Source organism: Mesorhizobium erdmanii USDA 3471 (assembly GCF_000472705.1).
GTDB classification, from domain to species: domain Bacteria; phylum Pseudomonadota; class Alphaproteobacteria; order Rhizobiales; family Rhizobiaceae; genus Mesorhizobium; species Mesorhizobium erdmanii.
In genome coordinates this window covers 575783-598694 of sequence record NZ_KI421453.1, presented here as the reverse complement: position 1 = coordinate 598694, position 22912 = coordinate 575783, and the positions used below count along the sequence as shown (strand labels likewise).

The window sequence follows — 22912 nt, the reverse complement described above, 5'->3', positions numbered from 1 at the left end:
TTTCCCGCGCGGTCGTCGGTACTTATCTGTCGAGGGAAAACGGAACAGGCAACAGACTTGGCGCAACGATCGGGCAGTGCTGATCTTCCACTTCACGGCGGACGCGTGCCGAAATGGCTGGGTGACCGCATGACGCGCCTTGGCGCCGTCATGTGCGAGGCGATCATTCATCATTATGGCCGCAACGATTTGCTGCGGCGTCTGGCGCACCCGTTCTGGTTCCAGTCCTTCGGCGCCGTCATGGGCATGGACTGGCACTCGTCCGGCATCACCACCAGCGTCGTCGGCGCCTTGAAACGCGGTCTGACGCCGCTGTCGGGCGAACTCGGCGTTCATGTGTGTGGGGGCCGTGGCGCGCATTCGCGCAAAACCCCGCATGAGCTTGCCGCCATTGGTGAGCGCATCGGCTTCGACGGAACGCGCCTGGCCACCGTCAGCCGGCTCGTCGCCAAGGTCGACAGTGCCGCCGTTCAGGATGGCTTCGACCTCTATCTGCATGGCTTCATCGTCACCGACGACGGCGACTGGGTAGTGGTGCAGCAAGGCATGAACGGCGACAGCAAGGTCGCGCGCCGCTACCATTGGCTATCTGAAGGGTTGAAGAGTTTCGTCGATCAGCCGCACGCCGCCATCGAAGGTGCCAACCAGGGCGAGATTGTCAACCTGACCGACCGCCGCGCCGAGGCTTCGCGCCAGGGCCAGTTGGACCTGCTGCAGGACCTCGGGCCGGATCGCATCCTGCGGGAATTCGCTGCCCTGGATGCCGGCACAGCACCGGCTCCGGAGCAGCCGTTGCTGCCTCACCTGGTCATGCCGGCTCACCATGATGTTCGCGAAAGCGATATCGTCATGCGCCGCCTGCATGGAAACATGGCGGCCGCCGCCGAACGTGGCCCGACGGATTTCTCCGAGTTGCTGCTGGTTCCCGGCGTCGGCGCGCGCACGGTGCGCGCGCTGGCCCTCGTCGCCGAAGTGGTGCATGGCGCGCCGTGCCGTTTTTCCGATCCAGGCCGTTTCTCACTCGCCCATGGCGGCAAGGACAGGCATCCATTCCCTGTTCCGCTCAAGGTCTATGACGAGACGATCGGCGTGCTGAAGTCCGCCGTGCAGAAAGCCAGGCTTGGCCGCGAAGAGGAAATCGGTGCGTTGAAGCGGCTCGACGATCAATCGCGACAAGTCGAGCGATACGTCACCGGCCCCAGCCTGAAGGAAATCGTTGCCGGAGAATTCGACCAGTCGCATCTGCTTGGCGGCCGCAGCGTCTTTGGCTGGGAACCGGCGCCGGACCAGGCGCCAGCGGAGTTGAACAAAAAGGCATGAGAGCTGCTACTCCTCCGCGTCACGCCACGCGACGGTAGCTGTAGTGGTCGCGGATGAATTCATTGAAGAAGCGCCCTTTCGAGGCGGCCTTCCTGAATGCCGCATAGGTTGCCGGGGCAACGTCCATATAGTCGTAGCGATGGCCGCTTGGCACAAACCAGACGGAGAGGGTCCCGGTCGAAGGGTCGTATTGGGTGTTTCGGATCGCTGTCGACGGCATGGCGGCACCTGACGGCTCAACCCGATTAACCCACCAGTATGGGTCCGGTTCCCTGCCGTTGCGCAGGATATCATCCGCCACGCACGCAAGCACGGCTCCGTATTGCCTTGCAGTCCGGCCCTCACCATCTAGGCGGGATGTCACCACTGAAACCGAAAGGCGCCGACCGCATTCCAGCATTCCAGCACGATCTCTTCGGCGCTGCGGAGGATCTGCCCCACGGCTTTTCCTACCAGCCCGGCCTGATCACGCCGCAGGAAGAGATAGAGCTTTCCCGGCGAAGGGCTGCCGTTCCAGGCGTTCGATTTCCATGGCCATTTGGCAAACCGGCGCGTCGTCGGTTTCGGCCTGCGTTATGATTATGACCGGCGCGAAGTCGTCGCGGCGGCGCCGATACCCGCGTTTCTGTTGTCTCTACGCCGGAAGGTCGCGGCCTTCGCGCGCCGGCCTGCCGAGGCCTTCGCGCAAGTGTTGATCAATGAATACCGGCCTGGCGCCGGCATCGGCTGGCATCGCGACAAGCCACACTTCGAGGATGTCGCCGGCGTTTCTCTGCTGGCGCCCTGCAGCTTTCGACTGCGGCGAAAGCACGATGACAGATGGGAGCGCCGGACCGTCGTCGTCGAGCCAAGATCAGCCTATCTTATGACCGGGCCTTCACGGACTGAGTGGGAGCACAGCATCCCGCCGCTTGCTGAACATCGCTACTCGATCACCTTGCGGACGCTGCGGTCGCGAGACCCCTGACGTCGAACCCAATCCCGAGATACTACTTCACGCCGATGCCGGCGGTGAGGCCGCCGTCGATCTTGTAGTCGGCGCCGGTGCAGAAGCCGGCCTTGGACGAGCACAGGAAGGCGATGAGTTCCGCCACTTCCTCCGGTTCGCCGATGCGGCCGAGCGGATGGGCCGCGCCGAAGCGCCTGAAGGCCTCTTCGACATCGGCATCGCTGCCATGGTCGCCGCGCGCGGCTTTCTCCAGGATCGGTGTGCGGATCGAACCCGGACTGACCGAATTCACCCTGATGCCCGATGCCGCGTAGTCGAGCGCCAGCGAACGCGTCAGCGTGTGGATGGCGCCCTTGGTCGTTGCATAGGCGGCAACATTCTGCTGGCAGGCGAAGCCCTGCACCGAAGCGACGTTGACGATGGCGCCGCCGCCGCGCTTGATCATTTCCGGGATACCGAAATGGGCGGTCAGGTAGATCGAGCCGACATTGACCGTCATCGCCCGGTTCCAGGTTTCCCAGTCGGTCGTCGTCGCGGTTCCGTAGGGATGGACCGCGGCGGAATTGACGATGATGTCGATGCCGCCGAATTTCGCGACGCCGGCCGCGACCGCGTCGCGCACCTGATCGGAGACGGAGACGTCGACCGTTCGCACCAGGGCGTTCGCTCCGGCTTTGGCAAGGCTTTGCTGCATGGCGGTGTTGGCTGCCCGGTCAATGCCGCAGGCGATGATGGCGGCACCCCCCTGCGCCAGCCGTCTTGCGGTGGCGAGTGCGATGCCGGTCGTCCCCGTCACCAATGCCACCTTGCCGTCGAAATCCGTCATCGTGGAAGCTCCTTCATGCGCTATCGAAAACTCGGGTTCTCAGTTTGACACTCATCAGTGTCAAACAATAGGTTGCCGGTCTCTCGCGAAAAGGAAAGTTGCAATGGAACAGTGCTGGCGCTGGTATGGTCCGGATGACCCGGTAACGCTTGAACATGTCAAGCAGGCCGGTGCTACCGGCGTGGTTTCAGCGCTTCACCACATCTACGATGGCAGGGCCTGGCCCGAAGCCGATGTGCTCGAACGCAAGCGGATCATCGAGGCCGCAGGCCTGACATGGTCTGTCGTCGAAAGCATCCCGGTCCACAATTCCTTCAAGATCGGCGCGCCCGAACGCGAGCGCTATGCCGGTTACTACCGTGACAGCATCCGCACGCTCGCCAAGGCCGGCATCAAGACGATCTGCTACAATTTCATGCCGGTGGTGGACTGGACGCGCACCGACCTCATGTATCGGCTGCCGACATCCGGCTACGCGCTGCGCTTCGATGCCATCGATTTTGCCGCCTATGACCTCTTCGTGCTGCAGCGCAAGAACGGCGCCGCCAGCTATACGCCGGCACGTATCGCCGAGGCCGAGAAGCGGCTTAAGGCGCTGACGCCGGAGCAGATCGAGCAGATCGAGCGCAATCTCATCGCAGGCCTGCCGGCGACCGAGCGCAAGTATGACCGCGACAGTTTCCGCGAGGCTTTGGCGGAGTATGAGGGGATCGGGCCGAAGGAATTGCGCGATAACCTCGCCTGGTTCCTGCGCGAGATCATTCCGGCGGCGCAAGAGGAGGGCGTGCGCATGTGCATCCATCCCGACGACCCGCCCTTCTCGCTCTATGGCCTGCCGCGCGTCGTTTCGACCGCGCAGGATGCGCGCTTCATCCTCGACGCCGTCGACAGTCCGGCCAATGGCCTGACCTTCTGCACCGGCTCTTATGGGACGCGCGCCGACAACGACATCGTCGCCATGGTCAAGGAATTCGCCGACCGCATCCATTTCGTCCATCTGCGCAACATCACCATCGAGGACGATGGTTCGTTCTACGAAGCCGAGCATCTCGAGGGCGGCACCGACATGGCGCATGTGATCCTCGCTCTGATGCAGGAGGAGGCGCGCCGCCGCAAGGACGGTCGCGCCGACTGGCGCATTCCGATGCGGCCGGACCACGGCCATCTGCTCGCCGACGACATCGGCAAGAAGAAGATCAATCCCGGCTATTCCCTCATCGGCCGCCTGAAAGGCCTCGCCGAACTGCGCGGCATCATGCGCGCCGTGGAGAAGTTCGGGATGGCCTGAGCAATCCATTCCTCAGTGCAGGTGCCTGAGCTTGTCAGGATTGCGCACGACATAGATGGCGGCGATCTTCCCGTCCTCGATCTCGAGTGCTGTGGTCTGGAGTTCGCCATCGGCTTCCAGCGTGACGAACCCCGGCAATCCATTGATGAAACCGACGCGGACAAGTTTCGAGCCATGCGCGCGCAACCAGGCCGCGACCTGCTCATACTGTTTCATGACGGCATCGAAACCCAGGGCCGGCTGCGTGGCTGCCGGGCGCTTGCCGCCACCGTCGGCATGGGCGATGACGTCGGCGCTCAACATGGCGCCAAGCGCTTTCATGTCACCGCTGCGCGAGGCCGTAAAAAAGGCCTCCGCAAACTCGAGGCCGCGTTGTCTTTCCACCGTGAAGCGCGGCCGCGCCTCGCGGACATGGCCGCGCGCCCGGGTCGCGAGCTGGCGGCAGGCCGCAGTGTCGCGGTCGATGGCGGCCGCGACCTCGTCGAATCCGAGCCCGAACACATCGTGCAGCAGGAAGGCGGCGCGCTCTAGCGGAGACAGGCGTTCCAGCGCCAGCATCAGCGGCAAGGTGACGTCTTCCACCTCGTCCTCTTCCACCACGGGATCGGGAAGCCAGGGGCCGACATAGGTCTCGCGTTTGTGCCGCGCCGATTTGAGCTGGTCGAGACAGAGACGCGTCACCGTGCGGCGCAGGAATGCCTCGGGTTCGCGCACGGCGGCGCGGTCGGCCTTCATCCAACGGATGAAGGCCTCCTGCACGGCATCCTCCGCGTCCGACACCGAGCCCAGCATGCGGTAGGCAACGCGCATGAGCTTCGGACGCAGCGGGCCGAAGCCCGCTGCCGCATCGTCGGCCTCTGTACTCGTCATCAGGCGGCGGCCACCCGGGCGGCCTTCACGGCAGCCGGGTCGGCATACAGGCCGAAACCGACGGCGATGCGGTTCCAGGCGTTGATGATGTTGATCGTCAAGGTCAGCTTGATCTGTTCCTCCTCGGTGAAATGCGCCTTCAGCTCTTCATAGGCGCCTGCGCGACCGGTGTCTTCCGAAAGCCGGGTCAAGGCCTCGGTCCAGCCAAGGGCCGCCCGTTCGCGGTCGCTGTAGCAGGGCGCCTCGCGCCAGGCCGGCAGCAGGTAGATTCGCTGTTCGGTCTCACCGTTCTCGCGCGCCTCGGTGGCGTGGAGATTGATGCAGTTGGCGCAGCCATTGATCTGCGAGGCGCGCAACTTCACCAGTTCGGTGAGGCTGTGCTCGAGGCTGGCGGCGGAGGAGAGCTCGATCGAGGAACGCTGCCAGTTCTTCATCAGCGAAGGGGCGGCGGCGAAGAGGTCGATTTTTGTGGTCATGGTTGGCTTCCTTCTGTTGGTGCCGATCTCATGACGAGCGAGGACTCGCCGGTGTGACATCCCCGACAGTTTTTTAGGCCGCCGCCGTTCCGATCGCGATCATCATTCGCTTGCTCCTGCGGATGGAAAAATTGTTCGTCACGGCCGCGACGAAGGGCCGATCGTTCCTTTCCCGACCATCCGAAGTCGATAAGACTTGCGCGTATTGATCGTGGCCACGGTCGCGCAAGAGTGCGTGCATGTTCAATCGGCTGGGTTTTCTGGTGGTGTCTTCAAGCAACGCCCGGAAAGCACTGGGAAAGGAGCTTGATATGCCCAGAATAGTACCCATCCTCGATCTGAGCCGTCTTGAGCAAGGCGCGTCGGAACGCCGGACGTTTCTGGCTGACTTGCGTTCCGCTTCGCGTGACATTGGTTTTTTCTATCTGGCTGGACATGGCATTTCTTGGGCCGAGATCAGCGAGGTGCTCATCGCATCGCGCCAGTTCTTTGCCTTGCCGGAGGCCGACAAGTTGGCGATCGAGATGGTCAAGTCTTCGCAGTTTCGCGGCTACACCCGCGCCGGCGGTGAACTGACCAAGGGGAGGGAGGACTGGCGCGAACAGCTCGACATCGGTGTCGAACGCCAGGCAATCGCGCAAGGGCCGGGAGTTCCCGCCTGGACACGGCTGCAAGGGCCGAACCAGTGGCCCGTGGCGCTACCGGATCTCAAGCCGGCACTGCTTGCCTGGCAAAGCAAGGTGACGGCCGTGGCGATCCGACTGCTGAAAGCCTTCGCGCAATCGCTCGATCAGCCCGAGGATACGTTCGACCCGATCTACAGCAGCGAACCCAACCATCGCATGAAGATCGTGCGCTACCCCGGCCGCGATGCAACCGGTGGCGACCAAGGTGTCGGCGCGCACAAGGATGGCGGGTTCCTGACGTTGCTGCTCCAGGATGACAATAAGGGGCTGCAGGTCGACTATGATGGAAGCTGGGTCGATGTCGACCCCATTCCCGGCACGCTCGTCGTCAATATCGGAGAATTGCTCGAACTGGCCTCCAACGGCTATTTGCGCGCGACCGTGCATCGTGTCGTGACGCCGCCTGCCGGCATCGAGCGCATCTCGGTGCCGTTCTTCTTCAGTGCCAGGCTGGATGCGACGATCCCGCTGCTTGGGCTTTCCGAGGAATTGGCGGGCCAGGCGCGCGGACCGGCCAGCGATCCGGACAATCCGCTGTTTCGCGATGTCGGAACCAATGTGTTGAAAAGCCGGCTGCGCTCGCATCCTGATGTCGCGCGGCGCCATTATGCGGATTTGCTCGAAAGGGAAAGCCGGGTTGGCTAGAGCTGAAAAGGACAAGATTTTTCCATCTTGGCCGTTTTTTAGAAAGTCATCCGTCGTATCTGTCTGAGAATCGGTTCAAAAGAGAAAAATCCGTTCGGTGTTTTCCTCCCATTTCGCCGAGCGGTGTTCCCCTCTGAAGGTTATGACCTTCTTTTTTGGCCGGGCCGTTTTCGCGCCCGGCCATTTTTCTCATGCACGTCGCCCGAAAGTGGTGTCGGTTTTGGGCGAACGATATGCATAATCACAAAGCCCCAACGCGCATCGCATGAATCCGTCTCAACGCGACGCGCTTTAGCTGCCGTCGGCGTTGCCGCCGTCGTGCTGATCCGGCAAGCTCCGACACAGCTCATTCGCCCAGCCATCGACCGCAGACCGTGCAAGGAAGGAAAGGTCTCATGACATCCAATGTCGCCGTCATCGCCGGTGCAGGCTCCGGTTTGAGCGCCTCGCTGGCGCGCCTTCTCGCCAAGCAAGGGTTCAGCGTCGTTCTGGCCGCCCGCAATGTCGAAAAGCTTGACGCATTGCGGGGCGAGACAGGCGCGCAGGTCGTGGCAACCGATGTCTCCGATCCCGCTTCGGTGGAGCGTCTGTTCGATGTCGTTGACAAGGCCGGTCCGCTCTCGCTGGCGATTTTCAACGCCAGTGGACGCGCCCGCGGACCGATAGCCGAGCTTGATCCCGAGGCGGTCCGGCAGGCTTTGCTGGTTGGGGCCTATGGCGGGTTCCTGGTCGGCCAGCAGGCGGCCCGCCGGCTGGTGGCTCTGGGTTCGGGTTCGATTCTCTTCACCGGCGCGACGGCCAGCGTGAAGGGCTTTGCCGGCTCCGCCGGTTTTGCGATGCCGAAATTCGGCTTGCGCGGGCTGGTTCAGTCCATGGCCCGTGAGCTGGCACCGAAGAATGTCCACGTCGCGCACTTTATCATCGATGGCGCCATTGCCTCGGCCGCGTCCGGGCAGGAGACAGATACGCAGGATCGCCGGCTGTCTCCGGACGCGATTGCCGAGGCCTATCTCTCTATTCATCGCCAGCACCGTAGCGCCTGGACCTGGGAAATGGAGTTGAGGCCTTGGGTCGAGACCTTCTGATGGGGTGCGCGGGGTGCGACTTTGGTGCAAGCCGCGGGCACGGTTGGGAGGAGTCGACATTGCGTTTGGATATCACTATATAGCGGCGGCTTCGCTGGCTCGCGCCTGGAAGTGCAATGTCAAAGGTGGCTGTAGCGACAGCCATTGAGATCAAGACACGGACTGAAAGCCGTAAAGGTAGAAGCAATTGCTCGGAGCGGGCAGATCCCGCCAACGGTACAGTCCTTCAGAATCAGAAAATGTTCTTCATCCCTCGATTTCCTTCGGCTCTGTGGACCTTGGACGGCATTGACTTGCCGGCTGGCCGCGACTCGGCTCGAATGGCAGGATGCATCCTTTGCGGGATGCCGACGTTTATGATTACCAACCGGCTTTGCCGCCAGGGAACAGCAGTATGAGTGAACACGCGATCGAGTTCTTGCGGGGATGGATCGGCGAAAAGGTCCATTGCCAGTCCCAGGCCCGGATCGACAAGCAGGCCGAGACATTGGCCAAGGAATGTGCCGCCAAGGCTGCCGAAGTCGGTATTCCCCTGGAGGACATTCAGGAAGAAGTCGGCGATATCCAGGAACTCATTGCTTCCCGACTCGAGGAAGCCGCCGAGGCCGACGAGCACGAGCATGCGGCCAGCAAGGCCGCGGAATAGATTTTAACGGCCAGTCTTTGCGAGCGCGCGGGCTTTTGGCCCGCGTTTTCGTCTCAGCCGAGCTTTTCTTTCAGCCCAAACCTTTCTTTCAACCAGGCCTTCGGCAGCGCCGGCACGAAATTGCCGTCGCGCCCGGTCATGTCGTCATTGGCGATGAGGGCGTTGAGGATCGATTCTTCTACGGCCTGGATGACGGCATCGAAAAACGCATCGATGTCTGTGTCGGGAATGAAATCGGCATTGGCAATCCGGCCGGAAGGCGCTAGTGCCGCGGCAGGATTGGCTGTTGAGAAGGCGATAAAGATGTCGCCCGAGCTGTGGTAGCCGAAACCGCCGGTCATGGCGACGCCGAGCGGCACGCGGCGAGCCAGCCGCTTCATCTGATGCGGCAGGAACGGCGCATCGGTGGCGACAACGGCGATGATCGAGCCCTTTTCGGCACGTGGCGTGCCTTCGCGGATCGCCGGCTCCGCGAGTTCGGACCCAGCGCGCAGGCCACGAAGGGTAAAATTGCGCCGCTTGCCGAAATTCGACTGCACGAAGGCGCCGACCGTGTAGGAATGTCCCTGCCATCCAACGATGCGCGATGCCGTGCCCGAGCCGGCCTTGAAGCCGAAGGTGATCATGCCGGTACCGCCACCGACGCTGCCTTCCTCGATCGGACCGCCGGCCGCGCCGTCAAGCGCTTCCGCGACATGCTCTGATGTCAGATGGTGGCCGTTTATGTCATTGAGGAAGCCGTCATAGGTCTCCGCCGCCACCGGCAGGCCCCAGCCGCTGTCAAGCGCGGCCGGCAGCACCTGGTTCATCCAGCGCAGCGTACCGTCACGCGAAACACCGCAGGAATGCGTGTTGGTGATGGTGATCGGGAAGTTGAAGGCGCCGGTTTCCTCGACGATGTGCGAGCCGGTCAGTTCGCCATTGCCGTTCTGGCTGAAAATGCCGGCGAAGACCGGCGTGGCGAGGTCGGCGCGCGGCCTGGGCAGGATCGCGGTGACACCGGTGCGCACCGGTCCCTTGCCGACGACGAGCGCGCCGTCGCCGGAAATCAGCGTCGCATAGCCGACCGCGACGCCTGAGACGTCGGTGATGGCGTTGAACGGCCCGGCTATTCCGTCGAAGCCGATGCCGAAGCTTCGCGCGCGCGGCTTGCCGCCGGGCGTTGCCTGATGGTGCGGATTGTCGGTCATGATCAGAACAGAGATCCCTGATTGCCGGGTTCTTTCGCCTTGACCGCCGGCCTGGCAACCGGCTTCGGCCGCGCCGCACCGCTGGTTGCCACCGCGTCCGCCGTCCCGTCCGCGAACTCCAGCGAAAGCGCCATCCCCGACGCCACATCGGCGGCCTGCTTGATAACGGCGCCGTCGGCATCCTTCACCAGCGCGAAGCCGCGCGCCAGAACGGCCTTGTGCGAAAGCGTGGTCAACAGGCGCTCGGCCTGGCCCAACTGGCCACGCAGGCGTTCGAGCCGCAGCGAGATGACCCGATCCTGCCGTCTGGCGAGCGCCGCCAGTGTGTCGGCCTGCTGTTTCTGGCGGCGCGCGATCGGCGCCGGCGAGAGCCGCGCCGCGCTTCGCGCAAACCGCGTGCGTCGTTCGCGCACGATGGCAAAGAACGCCGCCTGCGCGCGGGCAAGGTCACGGCCGGTCAGGGTGCGGGCCTCGTTCATGCGCCGCGACAGCGTGGCCGGCGTCAGCCTTTGGCCCTGAAGCCGTGCGCGCTTGCGATCGACACTGACTGACAAGCCACGACCGAGCCTCGATGTCGCCTCGTCGAGGCGCCGGCGCGGCAGCGCCAGCAATTGATCGGGCGACGGCAGAGCGCGCGCCGCCGCACGTGCAGCCTGCCGCTTGCGTTCGAAATTGCGTGAGATGGCCGCCTTGAGCCTGGCGCCGAGGCTGGCCAGCGCCGCTTCGAGGTCGGCCTTCACCGGCACGGCGATTTCGGCGGCGCCCGTCGGTGTCGGCGCCCGCACATCCGCGACGAGGTCGATCAGTGTCCAGTCGGTCTCGTGGCCGACGGCGGAAAGCACCGGAATGCCGGAGGCGGCGACGGCGCGGGCCAGCGCCTCATCGTTGAACCCCCACAGATCCTCGAGGCTGCCGCCGCCGCGCGCCACGATCAAGAGATCGGGACGCTGGATGGCACCATCCCAGGCCAGTGCGTTGAAGCCTGTGACGGCATTGGTCACTTCAACGCTCGCGGTCTCGCCCTGCACGCGCACCGGCCAGACCAGCACATGCAGCGGAAAGCGGTCCTTGATGCGATGGATGATGTCGCGGATGACGGACCCGGTCGGCGAGGTGACGACGCCTATGACGCGTGGCATGAAAGGTAGCCGGCGTTTGCGGCCGGCCTCGAAAAGCCCTTCCGCCTGCAGTCGGCGCTTGCGCTCTTCCAGCAGCGCCATCAGCGCCCCGGCGCCGGCAGGCTCCAGATTGTCGATGACGATCTGGTAGTTGGACTTGCCGGGGTAAGTGGTGAGCTTGCCGGTGGCGATCACTTCCATCCCTTCCTCGGGGCGGAATTTCAGCCGGCTCATCGTGCCTTTCCACACAACCGCGTCGAGCCGGGCGCGGTCGTCCTTCAGCGCGAAATAGGCATGGCCTGATGAATGCGGGCCGCGATAGCCCGAGATTTCGCCGCGCACCCGCACATTGCCGAAGACGTCCTCGACCGTGCGTTTCAGCGCGCCGGAGATCTCGCTCACCGTGTATTCGGTGGCGTTGGTACGTGATTCGGTTGCTGCTTCGCTCATCGGTCGATTGGGGGCCGGTTGGCGCCTCACGTCAAGGCGCCCGTGTGGGGCCAGTGTGTCATGACCCCCTGATGCTTCCTACCAGCCGGGCAGGATCTGGTTCGGTCTCGTCCGCTTCATCTTGGCGAAGGCCAGGGCGGCGAAGTCGAATGATCCCGTCTCCTCGCCAAGCGGCACCGAGATGTTGTCCAGGCTCTCGGAGATGTGGCGGGCGAGCGCATCGACGATCTCCGGCCGCGAGGTCTGGCCGCGCATGATGCCGATGCGGCAGTCGGGCAGGGCGCCGAAGCCGTCGGCGTCGCCCAGCACCCGCATGCCGGGCCTGAGCGCGCATTCCGGCAGCACCGAGATCGCCAGGCCCGAAAGGACGGCGGCGGTGATCACGGTCGCCGAGAAGCTGGTGAACAGGATGCGGTAGTCGCGGTTCTGCTGGTCCAGCACATCGACGGCGGCGCGCCGCCAGATGCAGTTCGGCCGGCCAAAGGCCATCGGCAGCGTCACTTGTTCATGCGTCGCGTGGTTGGCCGAGGTGACCCATAGCAGCGGTTCGCGCCGCACCACTTCCGACTGGCCGCGCACGTCATTGTGCGTCACCAGCGCCAGGTCGAGATTGCCGCGCTTGATATGCTCGACCAGCCCCGGCGTCGGCTCGCAGATCACAGTCAGTTCGACGCGCGGATTGGAGCGCGTGAAGCGCGCCATGATCTCCGGCAGGAAACGGTCGGCATAGTCGTCCGGCGTGCCGATTCGGATCGTGCCTTCGAGCCGCTGGTCGTCGAAGGCGGCGAGCGTTTCGCGGTTGAGGTAAAGCAGCCGCCTTGCATAGGAAAGCAGCTTGTCGCCTTCCTCGGTCAGTTTGTTGGTGCGCCCTTCCTTCTCGAACAGCGGCTTGCCGATCCGCTCCTCGAGCCGGCGCATCTGCATCGACACCGCCGATTGCGTGCGCAGCACCTCTTCGGCCGCCCGCGTGAAGCTGCCGGTGTCGGCAATCGAGATGAAGGTCTGCAACTGATCGAGATCGAGCGGCGCTTTCATCGGCATGATCCATCACTGGTGTTGATGCTAAAGATTAGAAACATTCGTTGGATTAATCAATCGGCTGATGGCAAATTGGCATTGTCCACATGAAGGCATGTGAATTGGGACCGGAGCGGCCGCTGTTATCGGCGCCGCTTGGCTGGTTTCGTCCGTTCGAGTCTGAAGGAGACCGACATGACCACGATCGATTTCGCCACCGAGACCTCGCGCATCACCTCGCGTCCGGCCGTTGCGATGCGCGTGGCCAATACCGTCGTCAATTTCTACCGCGCCTGGAAAAACCGTCGCGCCTTCTACCGTCTTGGCGAGATGTCGGACGCCGAGCTTGCCGATATTGGTCTGAGGCGCGCCGACTTGCATGTGGCCATAGACGTGCCGTTCGGCCGCGACCCGACGGCGATCCTGCGTGAAATCGCCAGCGATCGTGTCGAGACGATCGAGGACATCGCCCGCAAAGTGGCCTGATCGTCAGAGTTTCGGTCCTGTTGAACCTTTTCGGGGTTCAGCGCGACCAAGGTTCATGCAGGCTCCCACTCCCTGCCGGTTCCCCGCCGGCCCGCCTGCACGCTGCCCGGTCCTCCCAAGGACCGGGCTTTTCTTTTTTGGCTTTATCGCAAATGGCCACTGGCCCGGCACCTACCGCCGGTCCATGTCCCGCTTGAATTGGTCGAAGATCGTCTCCACGCCCTTCTGGTATTCGTCACGCTGCTGGGCGCCGGTCTCGAACATCTTGCCGAAGATATCGTCGAACGGATTCCTCGGCCTGCCGCTCGGGTTGGCCTGCGGCTGCGGTGCCTGAGGCTGCGGCGCCGGCTGCCCACCAGGCATGCCGAGGCCACCGCCGCCACGCAGCATCTCTTCGAAGATTTTGCCCAGCGGGTTGTCGCCATAGGGGCTTTGCGTCTGTTGCGGCTGCTGCTGCGTCCGGCCTTGTGGCTGCGGGGCGCCGCCACCGAACATGTCCTGCAGCACCTTGCCCAACGGATTGTCACCATAGGGATTGGGTGCTGGCTGCGGCTGGCTTTGCGGTTGTGGGGCACCCCCGCCGAACATGTCCTGCAAGACCTTGCCAAGCGGGTTGTCCATCGGGGTCTGCGGCGGCGGTGCCTGCGGAGCCGGCGCTTGCATGCCGCCTTGTCGCATCATCTGCTCGATGATCTCACCAAGTGGATTGTTGCCGCCGCCAAAACCGCCGGCGGCCTGCATCTGATTTGTCGTCTGCTTGAACAGGCCACCCATCACCATCGAGGCGATCGCCGGCAGCATCTGCTGCAGGATCTGCTGGCTGACGCCGCTTGCTTGTGCCGCCTGGTTGGCCACGGCGCGTGACAGGTCCTTCGAGCCGAACAGATGTCCGAGAATGCCATTGCCTTCGTCGACGCCTTGCGGCGAGAAGGCCCGGGTCGCGTCCTCGAAATACTTGGCGTGCTGGCCGCTTGCCATCGCCGTCATGAAGGCGCCGAGCCCGTAGGGATCGGCGGTGTTGCGTTGCAGCCCCTGCGAGAAGGCCGGCAGCAGGGCGGCGACCGCCGCCTGTGTCTGCTGCATCGAAAGCCCGTATTGCTGGGCAAGCGCCTGCATGCCGTTGCCGTTCTGGGCCTGCGCCAGCATGTCGAACAAGGTAGGCATCGGCTTCTCCTCCTGAATTCCTCGGAGGAGAGCCTAATTCGTTTCAACGCTCGATTGAAGCGGCTTTTGCCGCCGGGTTAGTAGGCGTATTCCATGAACACCGGCTCGATCGAGCCGCCCCAGCGCGTGTGGTAGGCCGAAAGCATCTCCTCGGCGCTGGTGGTGCCGCGCGCTACCACTTCGTCCAAAGTGTTGAGGAACGAGGTTTCGTCATAGCCGTCGCGGTTCTTCTTGCCGCGATTTTTCAACCCGGTGCGCGAAATGGCCATGACGTCGCGTGCGATCTCGCGCAGCGTGGTGTTGCGGAAGGGCGCGGCAATGCCGAGTTCCGGCACCGCGTTGCGCATGGCCAGCACTTCCTTGTAGGTCCAACTCGCGGTCAGCGCCTCCGCCGCATCGAGTGCCGCCTCGTCATAGAGAAGGCCGACCCAGAAGGCAGGCAGCGCGCAGATGCGACGCCACGGTCCGCCGTCGGCCCCGCGCATTTCTAGGAACCGCTTCAGCCGTACGTCGGGGAACAGCGTCGACAAATGGTTCGCCCAGTCGCCCATCGTCGGCAGCCCGTCCGGCACTTCGTTTCGGGCGGCACCGGCCATGAACTGGCGGAAGGTGATGTGCGTCATGTCGTGATAGCGGCCGTCGCGGATGACGAAATACATCGGCACGTCGAGCGCCCATTCGACATAGTCGGCGAAACCGAAATCGGGCGAGAAACAGAATTCGAGCAGGCCCGAGCGCTGGTTGTCGGTGTCGCGCCAGATGTCCCCGCGCCAGCTTTGCAGGCCGTTCGGCCGGCTCTCGGTGAAGGGTGAGTTGGCGAACAGCGCCGTCGACAGCGGCTGCAGCTTCAGCGACACCTGCATCTTGCGACGCATGTCGGCTTCGCTCTCGAAGTCGAGGTTCACCTGGATCGTGCAGGTGCGGTACATCATGTCGAGACCCTTGGTGCCGACCTTGGGCATGTAGCGCGTCATGATCTCATAGCGCGACTTCGGCATTTTAGGCGTCTCGGCCAGCGACCATTTCGGGCTGCCGCCGAGGCCGAGGAAGCGGATGCCCATCGGCTCGGCGATCTCGCGCACCTGTGCCAGATGCGCATTGCCCTCGCGGCAGGTCTGATGGATCGTCTCCAGCGGCGCGCCGGAAAGCTCGAACTGGCCGCCGGGCTCGAGCGAGATCGCGCCCTGTCCAGTCGGCTCGACCAGGCCGATGATGCGGCCATCGTCGATGATCGGATCCCAGCCGAGCTTTGTCTGCATGCCTTCGAGGATGGCGCGGATGCCGCGCTCGCCGCCATACGGCACCGGCGCGTTGCCATCGACATAGAAGGGAAACTTCTCGTGCTCGGTACCGATGCGCCATTTGTCGCGCGGTTTGTTGCCCTCGGCCAGGTGCTCGACGAGTTCGTCGACGCCTTCGATCGGCCGGAAATCGGTTGTGTCGCGCGCCATCACTGTGCCCTCAGAGGCGGTCGGATGACCGCCGGCGGTAGATGGACGAAATGTTAGCAGCCGATCAAGCGAAAAATCCTGAGCCACAGGTCAAGAGGAATTGAAGGCCACGATCCGGGCCGCCTCCTTGCAAGAAAAGCAGTCCTACCAGTCTCCGACAGTTGCCTGCATCACCGCAAGGGCGGCCACGGCCGCGGTGTCGGCGCGCAGGATGCGTGGTCCGAGCGGAATGGCGGTCACGAAGGGAAGGGCGCGCAACATCTTGCGCTCGTCGTCGGAAAAGCCGCCCTCGGGCCCGACCAGCAGCCCGAGTTTCCTCTCCTTTATGGCCTGCAACGCCGGCAGCGGATTGTTGGTCGAGGCATCCTCGTCGCAAAAGACCAGCCGCCGCTCCTTGTCCCAGCCGGTCAACAGGCGCTCGAACTTTTCCGCCTCGCGAAGCTGAGGTACCGCTAGGATGCCGCATTGTTCGGCCGCCTCGACGACATTGGCACGCAACCGGTCGATGGATGGCTTGGCCACTTGCGTGTGCTGGGTGATGACCGGTTGGAGGATCCCGGCGCCCATCTCGACCGCCTTCTGCACAAGATAATCCAGCCGGCCCTGCTTCAACGGCGCGAAACAATAGATAAGGTCGGGCAGGGGCGGTTGCGGCCGCTGCGATGCCAACACCCTGAGTTTGACCGCTTTCTTCGACTTCGCCGCGATGGCCGCCGACCATTCGCCATCGCGGCCATTGAAGACCAGGATCTCCGCGCCTTCGGCGAGCCGCAGGACATGCATGAGATAATGGCTCTGCTGCTGCCCGGCATCGAACTCCACATCGGGCGCGAGGTCGTCAGGCACGAACAGGCGTTGCATCTTGTAATTGGCGCGCATCGCCGAGGAATGGGCGAGCCGGCCGCCGGCGTCAAGTCTCGGCGGACGGGTGCCACACCGGCCGGAAGCCATGACGCAGGACATCGAGCGTCGTTGCTGGAGTGAGCAGGGAAAGTGTCTTTTCGTTCAGGGAGCCGAAATCGGCGGGTGGGCCGTACCCGGCAAATGACCAACGCAGTGCCTTGCCACCGCGCAGGGCATAGGCCGTGCCGCCATTCGCAACCATGGTGCCGTCCGGCAGGTCACGAAAGTCTTCAACGACAACGACAGGTGGCTTGCCGCCGGACGCCAGCCGTTGCCTGTGCAGCCTTTTGTCGACCTCGGGCGCGCGCGGCTCGGCGATGCCGAAGGCTTCGCCGAAGCGGCCGACAAAATCCTTGGCCCGTTCGCGCTGACAGAAAAAGCAGGGGCGATGTCCGGCGGCCAGCGCCGTCACTTCGTCGAGGAAGAACAGCTCTGTCCAACCAGCCTTGCCGCCGGCACCATTTCTGCCCATCGGCTCGCGCCGCACATTGCGGAATTGGCATACGCAGATGATCCAGGCCTGAAGCGCCCAGCGCTTCCTCAGCAGCGTTCTGCTCTCGGGATCGTGGATGATGCCGCGATTGCCGGTGAACAGGCCGCGTTCGGGCACGGCGTGGATGGCGCCGAACGGATCGACCCGGTTCTGCAGTGGCATAGTTTTCTCCCCGAACACGCTTCTTGGCTGCGATATGGACGGCATGATATCGCTCGTCCCGTCATTTTCATGTCAGCAGGATTTTGCGATGCGGGTGCTGGTGGTCCAGAACTACGACAATACCGGCCTCGGCCAGGTCGGTGCGGCACTTGCGGAAGCGGGCGCCGATCTCGACGTGCGCCTTCCCTACAAAGGCGATCCGCTGCCGGACGACGCCGCCGGGCACGATGCCATGGTGGTGCTCGGTGGCGGCCAGAATGCGCTGGCCGATGATGAGTATCCCTATTTCCCCGCATTGCTCGAACTCACCCGTGATTTTGCCGGCAAGGACCGTGCCGTACTCGGCATCTGCCTTGGCAGCCAGCTCGTCGCCCGGGCCTTCGGCGGTGAGAACCGCATCGGCGGCGCCAATGAATTCGGCTGGCGCGGCGTGTCGCTGACGCCTGACGCCAAGCTCGATCCTGTGCTGGCCGCGCTGCCGGAGAAATTTCCGATCTTCCAGTGGCATGACGACACGTTCGTGCTGCCGCAAAACGCCATCCGGCTCGCCGGCAACGATGTCGCCGAAAACCAGGCATTTCGCGTCGGCCGTGCCGTCTATGGCTTCCAGTTCCATTTCGAGGCCGACCGGCCCATGGTGAAGGACTGGAGCACCGCGTTCGCGCCGACCATCGCCGCGCTGCATCCCGACTGGGAGGACAAGCTCGACATCGAAATGGCCCGTAACGGTCCCGACGCCGACGCCGCCGGCCTGGCGATAGCGCGCGCCTGGGTGGCCACGATCTAATGCATATCGCCCAAAAGTCGCTCCGGTTTGGGAGAACGACCTGCATCCTGCAGCGCGGCGCATGAATCCGTTGATACGCGACGCGCTTTAGGAGCCTGCCCTTGCGCTCCGCGTGACATTATTGGCACGCAGCCGTGAAACCGGCTTGGGGAAAACCCCTTTCATCCTTGGCTTGTGTCCGCCCGCCATCCTAGAAGGCGCGCGCTCTGCATCGGCTGTGCAACCGCGATGAACCTTTTGTGTGACCCGTGCGACACACCTCCGACACAGAACGCGCTTAGAAGCGCGAAATCGTCGAAACTTTGAAGCGAATTCTCCGTTTCAACGCATTGGTAACCGCCTGGTGCACAGATGCACGAAGCTCAACAAGAGATGACGTCCGTGAAAGCTGCGCTTCTGTCCTTTGCCATGTTGTCCGCCATCGTGCTGTGCGGCCTCGGCATCTATTCCGCCGACGCCGCCAACAACCATAACGCCGTCGACGGCTACGGCGTTACCGCCTCGCTTCGCTAAAGCCGGCTGGCGGCGCCTCCTGCGGCGCGGCTCAGGCTTCCTTTATCGCCATTTCCAGGATGCGTTTGTCCGCACCGTCGATGACGAGCGCGGTCAGCATGCCTGATTGCCAGGCAAGCGTGTCGACATTGACGCGGTTGGCCATCACTTCCGCCTCGGGGACGGGCGTGTGGCCGTGCACCACGATCTTCGGGAACAAGCCGGTGTGATCATGGAAAACGTCGCGGATCCAGATCAGGTCCTGCGGGTCTTGCTTGTCCAGCGCAATGCCCGGCCTGATGCCGGCATGGCAGAAGAAGAAGTCGCCTGATGTCAATGAGAACGCCAGCGAGCGCAGGAAATCGACATGGCCTGCAGGCATCGCCTCGAGCAGCGCCGCATGTCCCCGTTTCATCGTCTCCGCCTTGCCGAACCAGCTGGCATCGGCGGTGAGCGACACGCCATAGGAAAGCGCCGTCTGGACGCCGCCATAGCGCATGAACAGCCCTTCCGGATCTGGGGTCCGGAGAAAGTCGAGAAAGCCGATGTCGTGATTGCCGGCCAGCATCAGATGGCGCGGATCGCGTTCTCGCGCCGCGATCAGAAAATCGATCACACCCTTGGAATCCGGCCCGCGGTCGACATAGTCGCCGAGGTGGATCACCCGCCAGTCGCGAACCGGTTTCCACTCCAGCTCGCTCTCGATCCGCTTGTGCATGGCGGCCAGCAGATCGAGCCGGCCATGGACGTCGCCGATTGCATAGAGACGCACACCCTCCGGCCCGTGCGCGTCGAGAAAATGGATGCCGGTTTCCGCCAACGCCTCGTGGTCTCCGTGGTCAGGCCGTCACCGGACCCTGGCGCCGGAGCTGGTCCTTGCCCATGTCGGTGACCAGACGCTTTCCGCACAGCGCCAGCGTGATGTCCATCTCCTTGCGGATGATTTCCAACGCTTTGGTAACCCCTTCCTTGCCGAGAGCGCCGAGGCCGTAAAGAAATGGCCGGCCGATATAGGTGCCCTTGGCGCCGAGGCATAGCGCCTTCAGCACATCCTGTCCGGAGCGGATGCCCCCATCCATATGCACTTCGATCTGGTCGCCGACCGCATCGGCGATCTCCTCCAGCGCCATGATCGAGGACGACGCGCCATCGAGCTGGCGGCCGCCATGGTTGGAAACCACGATCGCGTCGGCGCCCGTCTTGGCCGCCATCAGCGCATCCTCCTTGTCGAGAATGCCTTTTAGGATCAACTTGCCGCCCCAGCGTTCCTTGATCCAGGCGACATCTTTCCACGACAACTGCGGGTCGAACTGCTCCGTTGTCCACGACGACAGCGACGAGACGTCGCCGACACCCTTGGCGTGGCCGACGATGTTGCGGAAGGTGCGTCGCTTGGTGCCGGCTATGCCCAGGCACCAGCGCGGCTTCGAGGCCAGGTCGATGATGTTGGCCAGCGTCATCTTGGGCGGTGCCGAAAGCCCGTTGCGGACATCCTTGTGGCGCTGGCCGAGGATCTGCAGGTCGAGCGTAAGCACCAGCGCCGAGCATTTCGCCGCCTTCGCCCGATCGATCAGGTCGAGCACGAAATCCTTGTCGCGCAGCACATAGAGCTGGAACCAGAACGGCTTCTTCGTCACCGAGGCGACATCCTCGATCGAGCAGATGCTCATCGTCGACAGGGTGAAGGGCACGCCGAATTCCTCGGCCGCCCGCGCGGCCAGCATCTCGCCATCGGCGTGTTGCATGCCGGTCATGCCGGTCGGCGCCAGCGCCACGGGCATCGACACTTTCTCGCCGATCATGGTCGATTCCAGCGAGCGGTTGCTCATGTCGACCAGGACGCGCTGGCGGAACTTGATCTTCTGGAAGTCTTCCTCGTTGGCCCGATAGGTGCTCTCGGTCCACGCGCCGGAATCGGCATAGTCGAAAAACATCTTCGGCACGCGCCGGCGGGCGAGGTCCTTGAGGTCTGCAATGGTGAGAATCTCGCTCATGGTGGTCCCCTCTAGGAGCGTCTGCGTGCTGGTTCGGTATCGCCGGCTTCCAAGCGCTGCCGCAGCCGCAGCCGCGACACGCGTTGCCAGTCGCCGCTGCGCTCGGCTTCGGTCATCGACCGCTCGACATAGGTCATGTGGTCCATCGCCGCCTGGCGGGCGCCGGCCGGATCGCCGGCCTTGACCGCGGCATGGATCGCCTTGTGCTGCGCCAGCAGCGCCTCGCGCGCGCCAGGCACGGTGAAGACCAGCAGCCGGTTCTGGAATACGCCTTCCGACAAAAGCCTGTAGCATGAGCGCAGCGTGTGCAAGAACAGGATGTTGTGCGCGCATTCGCAGATCGCCTGATGGAATTCGACGTCGATCTCGGCCTCGTCGTCGAAATCGCCGGTGCGGTGTGCCCCGTCCATGCGCGCCATGATCCGGTCGAGCAGAGCAAGGTCTTCCGGGGTGGCGCGCCGCGCCGCATATTCGGCGGCTATACCTTCGATCTCGCGGCGATACTCCAGGTAATCGGCCACAGCCTTGCGATGCATCGAGATCAGGTCGGCCACCGGCTTGGCGAACAACTGGCCGATAATGTCGGCGACATGTGTGCCGCCGCCGGCCTTGGTCGTCAGCAGCCCGCGCCCCTCCAGCGCCTTGAGCGCATCGCGCAGGATCGGCCGCGACACGTCGAACTGGCGTGCCAGCTCGCGTTCGCCCGGCAGCCGGTCGCCGGTGCGCAGCACGCCTTCGAGGATGAGGCTCTCGATCTGCTGCACCACCTCGTCGGCGGTGCGCGAATGCTCGATCCTGGAAAAAATGTCGCTCAACAGGTGTGCCTGGAAGGTGAACCGCTGTCGCGTAGGATAAAGCCTGCGTCGCCAACTGGTCAAATTATTTATCCAATTGGCCGAAGCGCGTCGGTTTCGCCGCCCAAGGCTGTATCATCTTCGGCTAACTTTGCCGTTTGCGTCCTCAGGGGATTGGCCATAGAGGGACGCGAACACAAGAGGGTTCACAGAAACCCGGGGGACAAGCCGTGTCAGACGACCCGTCCAATCTCGAGTTCCAGCCGCGCGCCAAGGGCAGCGTCATGGGTTTCCCCGCGCATGAGGGCCGGCCTGGTGCGCTGGGAGAGGTGCACGCCCGGCCGCATCCGCTGATCGACAAGCCGCGCGTCCTGGTGCAACTCGCTTTCATGACCGAGGGGGGCTCCGGCGTCGACCATGCCGTGCTTTCCGAACTGTCGCGGCGCCTCGGCATTGCCGCGCCCGACCGCCAGGCCCGTCACCACGCCATGAAGTGGGGCAAGGGCTCGCTGCGCTGGGAGCGGCATACGGAATTCTCGACCTATCTGTGGGAAGGGCCGCTTTCCGAAAGCGGCAGGGCGCAGGAGGATACCCCCTTCGGCAACGGCTTTTCACCGCCTGGCACCGTCATCTCGGGCATCCGGCTCGAAATCCGCAAATGGACGCAGGCGAGCGAGCGGCTGATCGCCGCTTTCGACCCGACCAGCCTGTGCTATTCGCTGGTCGAGCGCGGCAATGCCGCCATCGTCACCGACTTCCGCCAGGACGGCGACGGCATGACCCGCATATTGGTGCTTGATCGCGGCCTGACGCCGGCGCGCACCGGAGCGCTGTCGCAACGGCTGATCGACATCGAGACCTACCGGACGCTGGCCATGCTTGGCCTGCCGCTGGCGCTGACCCTGTCGGGCCGCGCCCGCCGCATCGAGGACAGGCTGGCGCAGACCACGCTGGAAATGAAGGTTGCCGAGACCCGCGACAGTCAGACGCTGCTGGCCGACCTGACTGAACTAGCCGCCGAACTGGAGGCCGATGCCGCATCCAGCCTCTACCGCTTTGGCGCCAGCCGCGCCTATGACGGCATCGTCGTCGAAAGGCTGGAAGCGCTCGAGGAAGAGGCCGTGCCCGGCTATGACACCTGGGGCGGGTTCCTGCAGCGCCGCGTCGCGCCGGCCATGCGCACCTGCCGCTCGGTCGAGGAGCGGCAAGCCAATCTGTCGCGCAAACTGACCCGTGCCACGACGCTGCTACGCACATGGGTCGATGTCGAGGTCGAGAAGCAGAACCGCGATCTGCTCGCGTCGATGAACAACCGCGCCCGCCTGCAACTGCGTCTGCAGCAGACCGTCGAAGGCCTCTCGGTCGCCGCCGTCTCCTATTATGTCGTCGGCCTGATCGGCTACGTCGCTAAGGGCGCCTCGATCTTCGGCCATGCTTTCGCGCCCGAGGTCGTCACCGCGGCCTCCGTGCCGGTCGCCATCCTGCTGGTCTGGTGGGGCGTGCGCCGTGTGCGCCAGATGCATTCCGAGCCGGCGAAGCACCCGGGCGAATAGCGGCAGATTGCCGCTGCGGAAGCTTGTCGCGACCCCGATGCTGGTTGGTCCATCGCCTCAGCATTTG

Annotated in this window: 23 protein-coding genes and 1 pseudogene; 10 read left to right on the top strand and 14 right to left on the bottom strand. The window is 63.8% G+C overall.

All coding sequences use genetic code 11. The features are described from left to right. Positions 1 to 57 precede the first annotated feature (57 nt). The gene (locus A3AU_RS0130150; protein ID WP_027056209.1) at positions 58 to 1320 is read left to right on the top strand and encodes a DUF763 domain-containing protein; all 1263 of its coding nucleotides are present in this window, start codon (positions 58 to 60) and stop codon (positions 1318 to 1320) included. A 19-nt stretch (positions 1321 to 1339) separates the two neighbouring features. Here the strand turns inward: A3AU_RS0130150 and A3AU_RS0130145 are convergent, their stop codons facing one another. Continuing rightward, positions 1340 to 1540, bottom strand: coding sequence for a KTSC domain-containing protein (locus A3AU_RS0130145; protein ID WP_027056208.1), 201 nt, complete (start codon positions 1538 to 1540; stop codon positions 1340 to 1342). 137 nt (positions 1541 to 1677) lie between these two features. On the opposite strand from A3AU_RS0130145, the pseudogene A3AU_RS1000000137035 reads away from it, so the two are divergent. Then, a pseudogene (locus A3AU_RS1000000137035) lies at positions 1678 to 2287 on the top strand (alpha-ketoglutarate-dependent dioxygenase AlkB). A gap of 22 nt (positions 2288 to 2309) precedes the next feature. On the opposite strand, the gene A3AU_RS0130135 reads toward A3AU_RS1000000137035, so the two are convergent. Continuing rightward, positions 2310 to 3095, bottom strand: a complete 786-nt coding sequence (locus tag A3AU_RS0130135) for an SDR family NAD(P)-dependent oxidoreductase (protein ID WP_027056207.1) — start codon at positions 3093 to 3095, stop codon at positions 2310 to 2312. 103 nt (positions 3096 to 3198) lie between these two features. Between A3AU_RS0130135 and uxuA the strand changes: the two genes are divergently transcribed. Then, positions 3199 to 4383, top strand: coding sequence for a mannonate dehydratase (uxuA, locus tag A3AU_RS0130130; RefSeq protein ID WP_027056206.1), 1185 nt, complete (start codon positions 3199 to 3201; stop codon positions 4381 to 4383). Between the two features lie 12 nt (positions 4384 to 4395). Here the strand turns inward: uxuA and A3AU_RS0130125 are convergent, their stop codons facing one another. Both A3AU_RS0130125 and A3AU_RS0130120 read right to left on the bottom strand, forming a co-directional pair. Continuing rightward, positions 4396 to 5253, bottom strand: coding sequence for a sigma-70 family RNA polymerase sigma factor (locus tag A3AU_RS0130125; protein WP_027056205.1), 858 nt, complete (start codon positions 5251 to 5253; stop codon positions 4396 to 4398). After that, positions 5253 to 5729 carry a carboxymuconolactone decarboxylase family protein gene (locus A3AU_RS0130120; RefSeq protein WP_027056204.1) on the bottom strand — a complete coding sequence of 159 codons (477 nt, stop codon included), beginning with the start codon at positions 5727 to 5729 and terminating at the stop codon, positions 5253 to 5255. Before A3AU_RS0130120 ends, A3AU_RS0130125 begins: the two co-directional genes overlap by 1 nt. 311 nt (positions 5730 to 6040) lie before the next feature. Between A3AU_RS0130120 and A3AU_RS0130110 the strand changes: the two genes are divergently transcribed. The 3 genes from A3AU_RS0130110 to A3AU_RS0130100 all read left to right on the top strand — a co-directional run bounded on the left by A3AU_RS0130110 (position 6041) and on the right by A3AU_RS0130100 (position 8791). Continuing rightward, positions 6041 to 7060 (top strand): isopenicillin N synthase family dioxygenase, encoded by a 1020-nt coding sequence (locus A3AU_RS0130110; RefSeq protein WP_027056203.1) that lies wholly within the window; start codon positions 6041 to 6043, stop codon positions 7058 to 7060. Positions 7061 to 7455: 395 nt separating this feature from the next. Next, the gene (locus A3AU_RS0130105; protein ID WP_027056202.1) at positions 7456 to 8145 is read left to right on the top strand and encodes an SDR family NAD(P)-dependent oxidoreductase; all 690 of its coding nucleotides are present in this window, start codon (positions 7456 to 7458) and stop codon (positions 8143 to 8145) included. A 394-nt stretch (positions 8146 to 8539) separates the two neighbouring features. After that, positions 8540 to 8791: a DUF768 domain-containing protein gene (locus tag A3AU_RS0130100; protein ID WP_027056201.1), complete on the top strand. Its 252-nt coding sequence runs from the start codon at positions 8540 to 8542 to the stop codon at positions 8789 to 8791. A 53-nt stretch (positions 8792 to 8844) separates the two neighbouring features. On the opposite strand, the gene A3AU_RS0130095 is transcribed toward A3AU_RS0130100, so the two are convergent. From A3AU_RS0130095 to A3AU_RS0130085, 3 genes are all read right to left on the bottom strand, one after another. Continuing rightward, positions 8845 to 9981 (bottom strand): DmpA family aminopeptidase, encoded by a 1137-nt coding sequence (locus A3AU_RS0130095; RefSeq protein ID WP_027056200.1) that lies wholly within the window; start codon positions 9979 to 9981, stop codon positions 8845 to 8847. A gap of 2 nt (positions 9982 to 9983) precedes the next feature. Continuing rightward, complete coding sequence (gene xseA / locus A3AU_RS0130090) at positions 9984 to 11549, bottom strand: exodeoxyribonuclease VII large subunit (RefSeq protein ID WP_027056199.1); 1566 nt, start codon at positions 11547 to 11549, stop codon at positions 9984 to 9986. Positions 11550 to 11627: 78 nt separating this feature from the next. Continuing rightward, positions 11628 to 12584, bottom strand: coding sequence for a LysR substrate-binding domain-containing protein (locus A3AU_RS0130085; protein ID WP_027056198.1), 957 nt, complete (start codon positions 12582 to 12584; stop codon positions 11628 to 11630). 177 nt (positions 12585 to 12761) lie between these two features. Between A3AU_RS0130085 and A3AU_RS0130080 the strand changes: the two genes are divergently transcribed. Next, entirely contained in the window at positions 12762 to 13052 is a 291-nt protein-coding gene (locus A3AU_RS0130080) for a DUF1127 domain-containing protein (protein WP_027056197.1), read from the top strand. Between the two features lie 171 nt (positions 13053 to 13223). Here the strand turns inward: A3AU_RS0130080 and A3AU_RS0130075 are convergent, their stop codons facing one another. The 4 genes from A3AU_RS0130075 to A3AU_RS0130060 all read right to left on the bottom strand — a co-directional run bounded on the left by A3AU_RS0130075 (position 13224) and on the right by A3AU_RS0130060 (position 17225). Further along, positions 13224 to 14216 carry a DUF937 domain-containing protein gene (locus tag A3AU_RS0130075; RefSeq protein WP_027056196.1) on the bottom strand — a complete coding sequence of 331 codons (993 nt, stop codon included), beginning with the start codon at positions 14214 to 14216 and terminating at the stop codon, positions 13224 to 13226. A gap of 77 nt (positions 14217 to 14293) precedes the next feature. Next, positions 14294 to 15667: a glutamate--cysteine ligase gene (locus tag A3AU_RS0130070; RefSeq protein ID WP_027056195.1), complete on the bottom strand. Its 1374-nt coding sequence runs from the start codon at positions 15665 to 15667 to the stop codon at positions 14294 to 14296. A 144-nt stretch (positions 15668 to 15811) separates the two neighbouring features. Then, positions 15812 to 16546, bottom strand: a complete 735-nt coding sequence (locus A3AU_RS0130065; protein WP_027056194.1) for a 16S rRNA (uracil(1498)-N(3))-methyltransferase — start codon at positions 16544 to 16546, stop codon at positions 15812 to 15814. 31 nt (positions 16547 to 16577) lie between these two features. Further along, on the bottom strand, positions 16578 to 17225 hold the full coding sequence (locus A3AU_RS0130060; protein ID WP_027056193.1) for a hypothetical protein: 648 nt from the start codon (positions 17223 to 17225) through the stop codon (positions 16578 to 16580). A gap of 88 nt (positions 17226 to 17313) precedes the next feature. Between A3AU_RS0130060 and A3AU_RS0130055 the strand changes: the two genes are divergently transcribed. Both A3AU_RS0130055 and A3AU_RS1000000140830 read left to right on the top strand, forming a co-directional pair. Further along, a complete protein-coding gene (locus tag A3AU_RS0130055) occupies positions 17314 to 18012 on the top strand; it encodes a type 1 glutamine amidotransferase (RefSeq protein WP_027056192.1) in 699 nt (232 codons plus the stop codon). A 381-nt stretch (positions 18013 to 18393) separates the two neighbouring features. Then, positions 18394 to 18525, top strand: coding sequence for a hypothetical protein (locus tag A3AU_RS1000000140830; protein WP_257784452.1), 132 nt, complete (start codon positions 18394 to 18396; stop codon positions 18523 to 18525). A gap of 31 nt (positions 18526 to 18556) precedes the next feature. Here A3AU_RS1000000140830 and A3AU_RS0130045 read toward each other — a convergent pair whose 3' ends face one another. From A3AU_RS0130045 to A3AU_RS0130035, 3 genes are read right to left on the bottom strand one after another with little or no spacing between them, the layout of a single operon-like run. After that, positions 18557 to 19324: a metallophosphoesterase family protein gene (locus A3AU_RS0130045; protein WP_027056191.1), complete on the bottom strand. Its 768-nt coding sequence runs from the start codon at positions 19322 to 19324 to the stop codon at positions 18557 to 18559. A gap of 19 nt (positions 19325 to 19343) precedes the next feature. Further along, a complete protein-coding gene (locus A3AU_RS0130040; protein ID WP_027056190.1) occupies positions 19344 to 20498 on the bottom strand; it encodes an alpha-hydroxy acid oxidase in 1155 nt (384 codons plus the stop codon). 11 nt (positions 20499 to 20509) lie between these two features. Continuing rightward, positions 20510 to 21313 (bottom strand): FadR/GntR family transcriptional regulator, encoded by an 804-nt coding sequence (locus tag A3AU_RS0130035; protein ID WP_027056189.1) that lies wholly within the window; start codon positions 21311 to 21313, stop codon positions 20510 to 20512. A gap of 209 nt (positions 21314 to 21522) precedes the next feature. On the opposite strand from A3AU_RS0130035, the gene A3AU_RS0130030 reads away from it, so the two are divergent. Next, positions 21523 to 22845 carry a DUF3422 family protein gene (locus A3AU_RS0130030; RefSeq protein WP_027056188.1) on the top strand — a complete coding sequence of 441 codons (1323 nt, stop codon included), beginning with the start codon at positions 21523 to 21525 and terminating at the stop codon, positions 22843 to 22845. Positions 22846 to 22912: the final 67 nt, after the last annotated feature.

Bases quoted from the DNA above. Each gene is read 5' to 3' on its own strand.
- A3AU_RS0130040 (WP_027056190.1), bottom strand. From the start codon at position 20,498: ATGAGCGAGATTCTCACCATTGCAGACCTCAAGGACCTCGCCCGCCGG.
- A3AU_RS0130060 (WP_027056193.1), bottom strand. From the start codon at position 17,225: ATGCCACTGCAGAACCGGGTCGATCCGTTCGGCGCCATCCACGCCGTG.
- A3AU_RS0130075 (WP_027056196.1), bottom strand. From the start codon at position 14,216: ATGCCTACCTTGTTCGACATGCTGGCGCAGGCCCAGAACGGCAACGGC.
- A3AU_RS0130065 (WP_027056194.1), bottom strand. From the start codon at position 16,546: ATGCGCGCCAATTACAAGATGCAACGCCTGTTCGTGCCTGACGACCTC.
- A3AU_RS0130095 (WP_027056200.1), bottom strand. From the start codon at position 9,981: ATGACCGACAATCCGCACCATCAGGCAACGCCCGGCGGCAAGCCGCGC.
- uxuA (WP_027056206.1), top strand. From the start codon at position 3,199: ATGGAACAGTGCTGGCGCTGGTATGGTCCGGATGACCCGGTAACGCTT.
- A3AU_RS0130055 (WP_027056192.1), top strand. From the start codon at position 17,314: ATGCGGGTGCTGGTGGTCCAGAACTACGACAATACCGGCCTCGGCCAG.
- A3AU_RS0130120 (WP_027056204.1), bottom strand. From the start codon at position 5,729: ATGACCACAAAAATCGACCTCTTCGCCGCCGCCCCTTCGCTGATGAAG.
- A3AU_RS0130135 (WP_027056207.1), bottom strand. From the start codon at position 3,095: ATGACGGATTTCGACGGCAAGGTGGCATTGGTGACGGGGACGACCGGC.
- A3AU_RS0130145 (WP_027056208.1), bottom strand. From the start codon at position 1,540: ATGCCGTCGACAGCGATCCGAAACACCCAATACGACCCTTCGACCGGG.
- A3AU_RS0130070 (WP_027056195.1), bottom strand. From the start codon at position 15,667: ATGGCGCGCGACACAACCGATTTCCGGCCGATCGAAGGCGTCGACGAA.
- xseA (WP_027056199.1), bottom strand. From the start codon at position 11,549: ATGAGCGAAGCAGCAACCGAATCACGTACCAACGCCACCGAATACACG.
- A3AU_RS0130085 (WP_027056198.1), bottom strand. From the start codon at position 12,584: ATGAAAGCGCCGCTCGATCTCGATCAGTTGCAGACCTTCATCTCGATT.
- A3AU_RS0130100 (WP_027056201.1), top strand. From the start codon at position 8,540: ATGAGTGAACACGCGATCGAGTTCTTGCGGGGATGGATCGGCGAAAAG.
- A3AU_RS0130080 (WP_027056197.1), top strand. From the start codon at position 12,762: ATGACCACGATCGATTTCGCCACCGAGACCTCGCGCATCACCTCGCGT.
- A3AU_RS0130125 (WP_027056205.1), bottom strand. From the start codon at position 5,253: ATGACGAGTACAGAGGCCGACGATGCGGCAGCGGGCTTCGGCCCGCTG.
- A3AU_RS0130105 (WP_027056202.1), top strand. From the start codon at position 7,456: ATGACATCCAATGTCGCCGTCATCGCCGGTGCAGGCTCCGGTTTGAGC.
- A3AU_RS0130110 (WP_027056203.1), top strand. From the start codon at position 6,041: ATGCCCAGAATAGTACCCATCCTCGATCTGAGCCGTCTTGAGCAAGGC.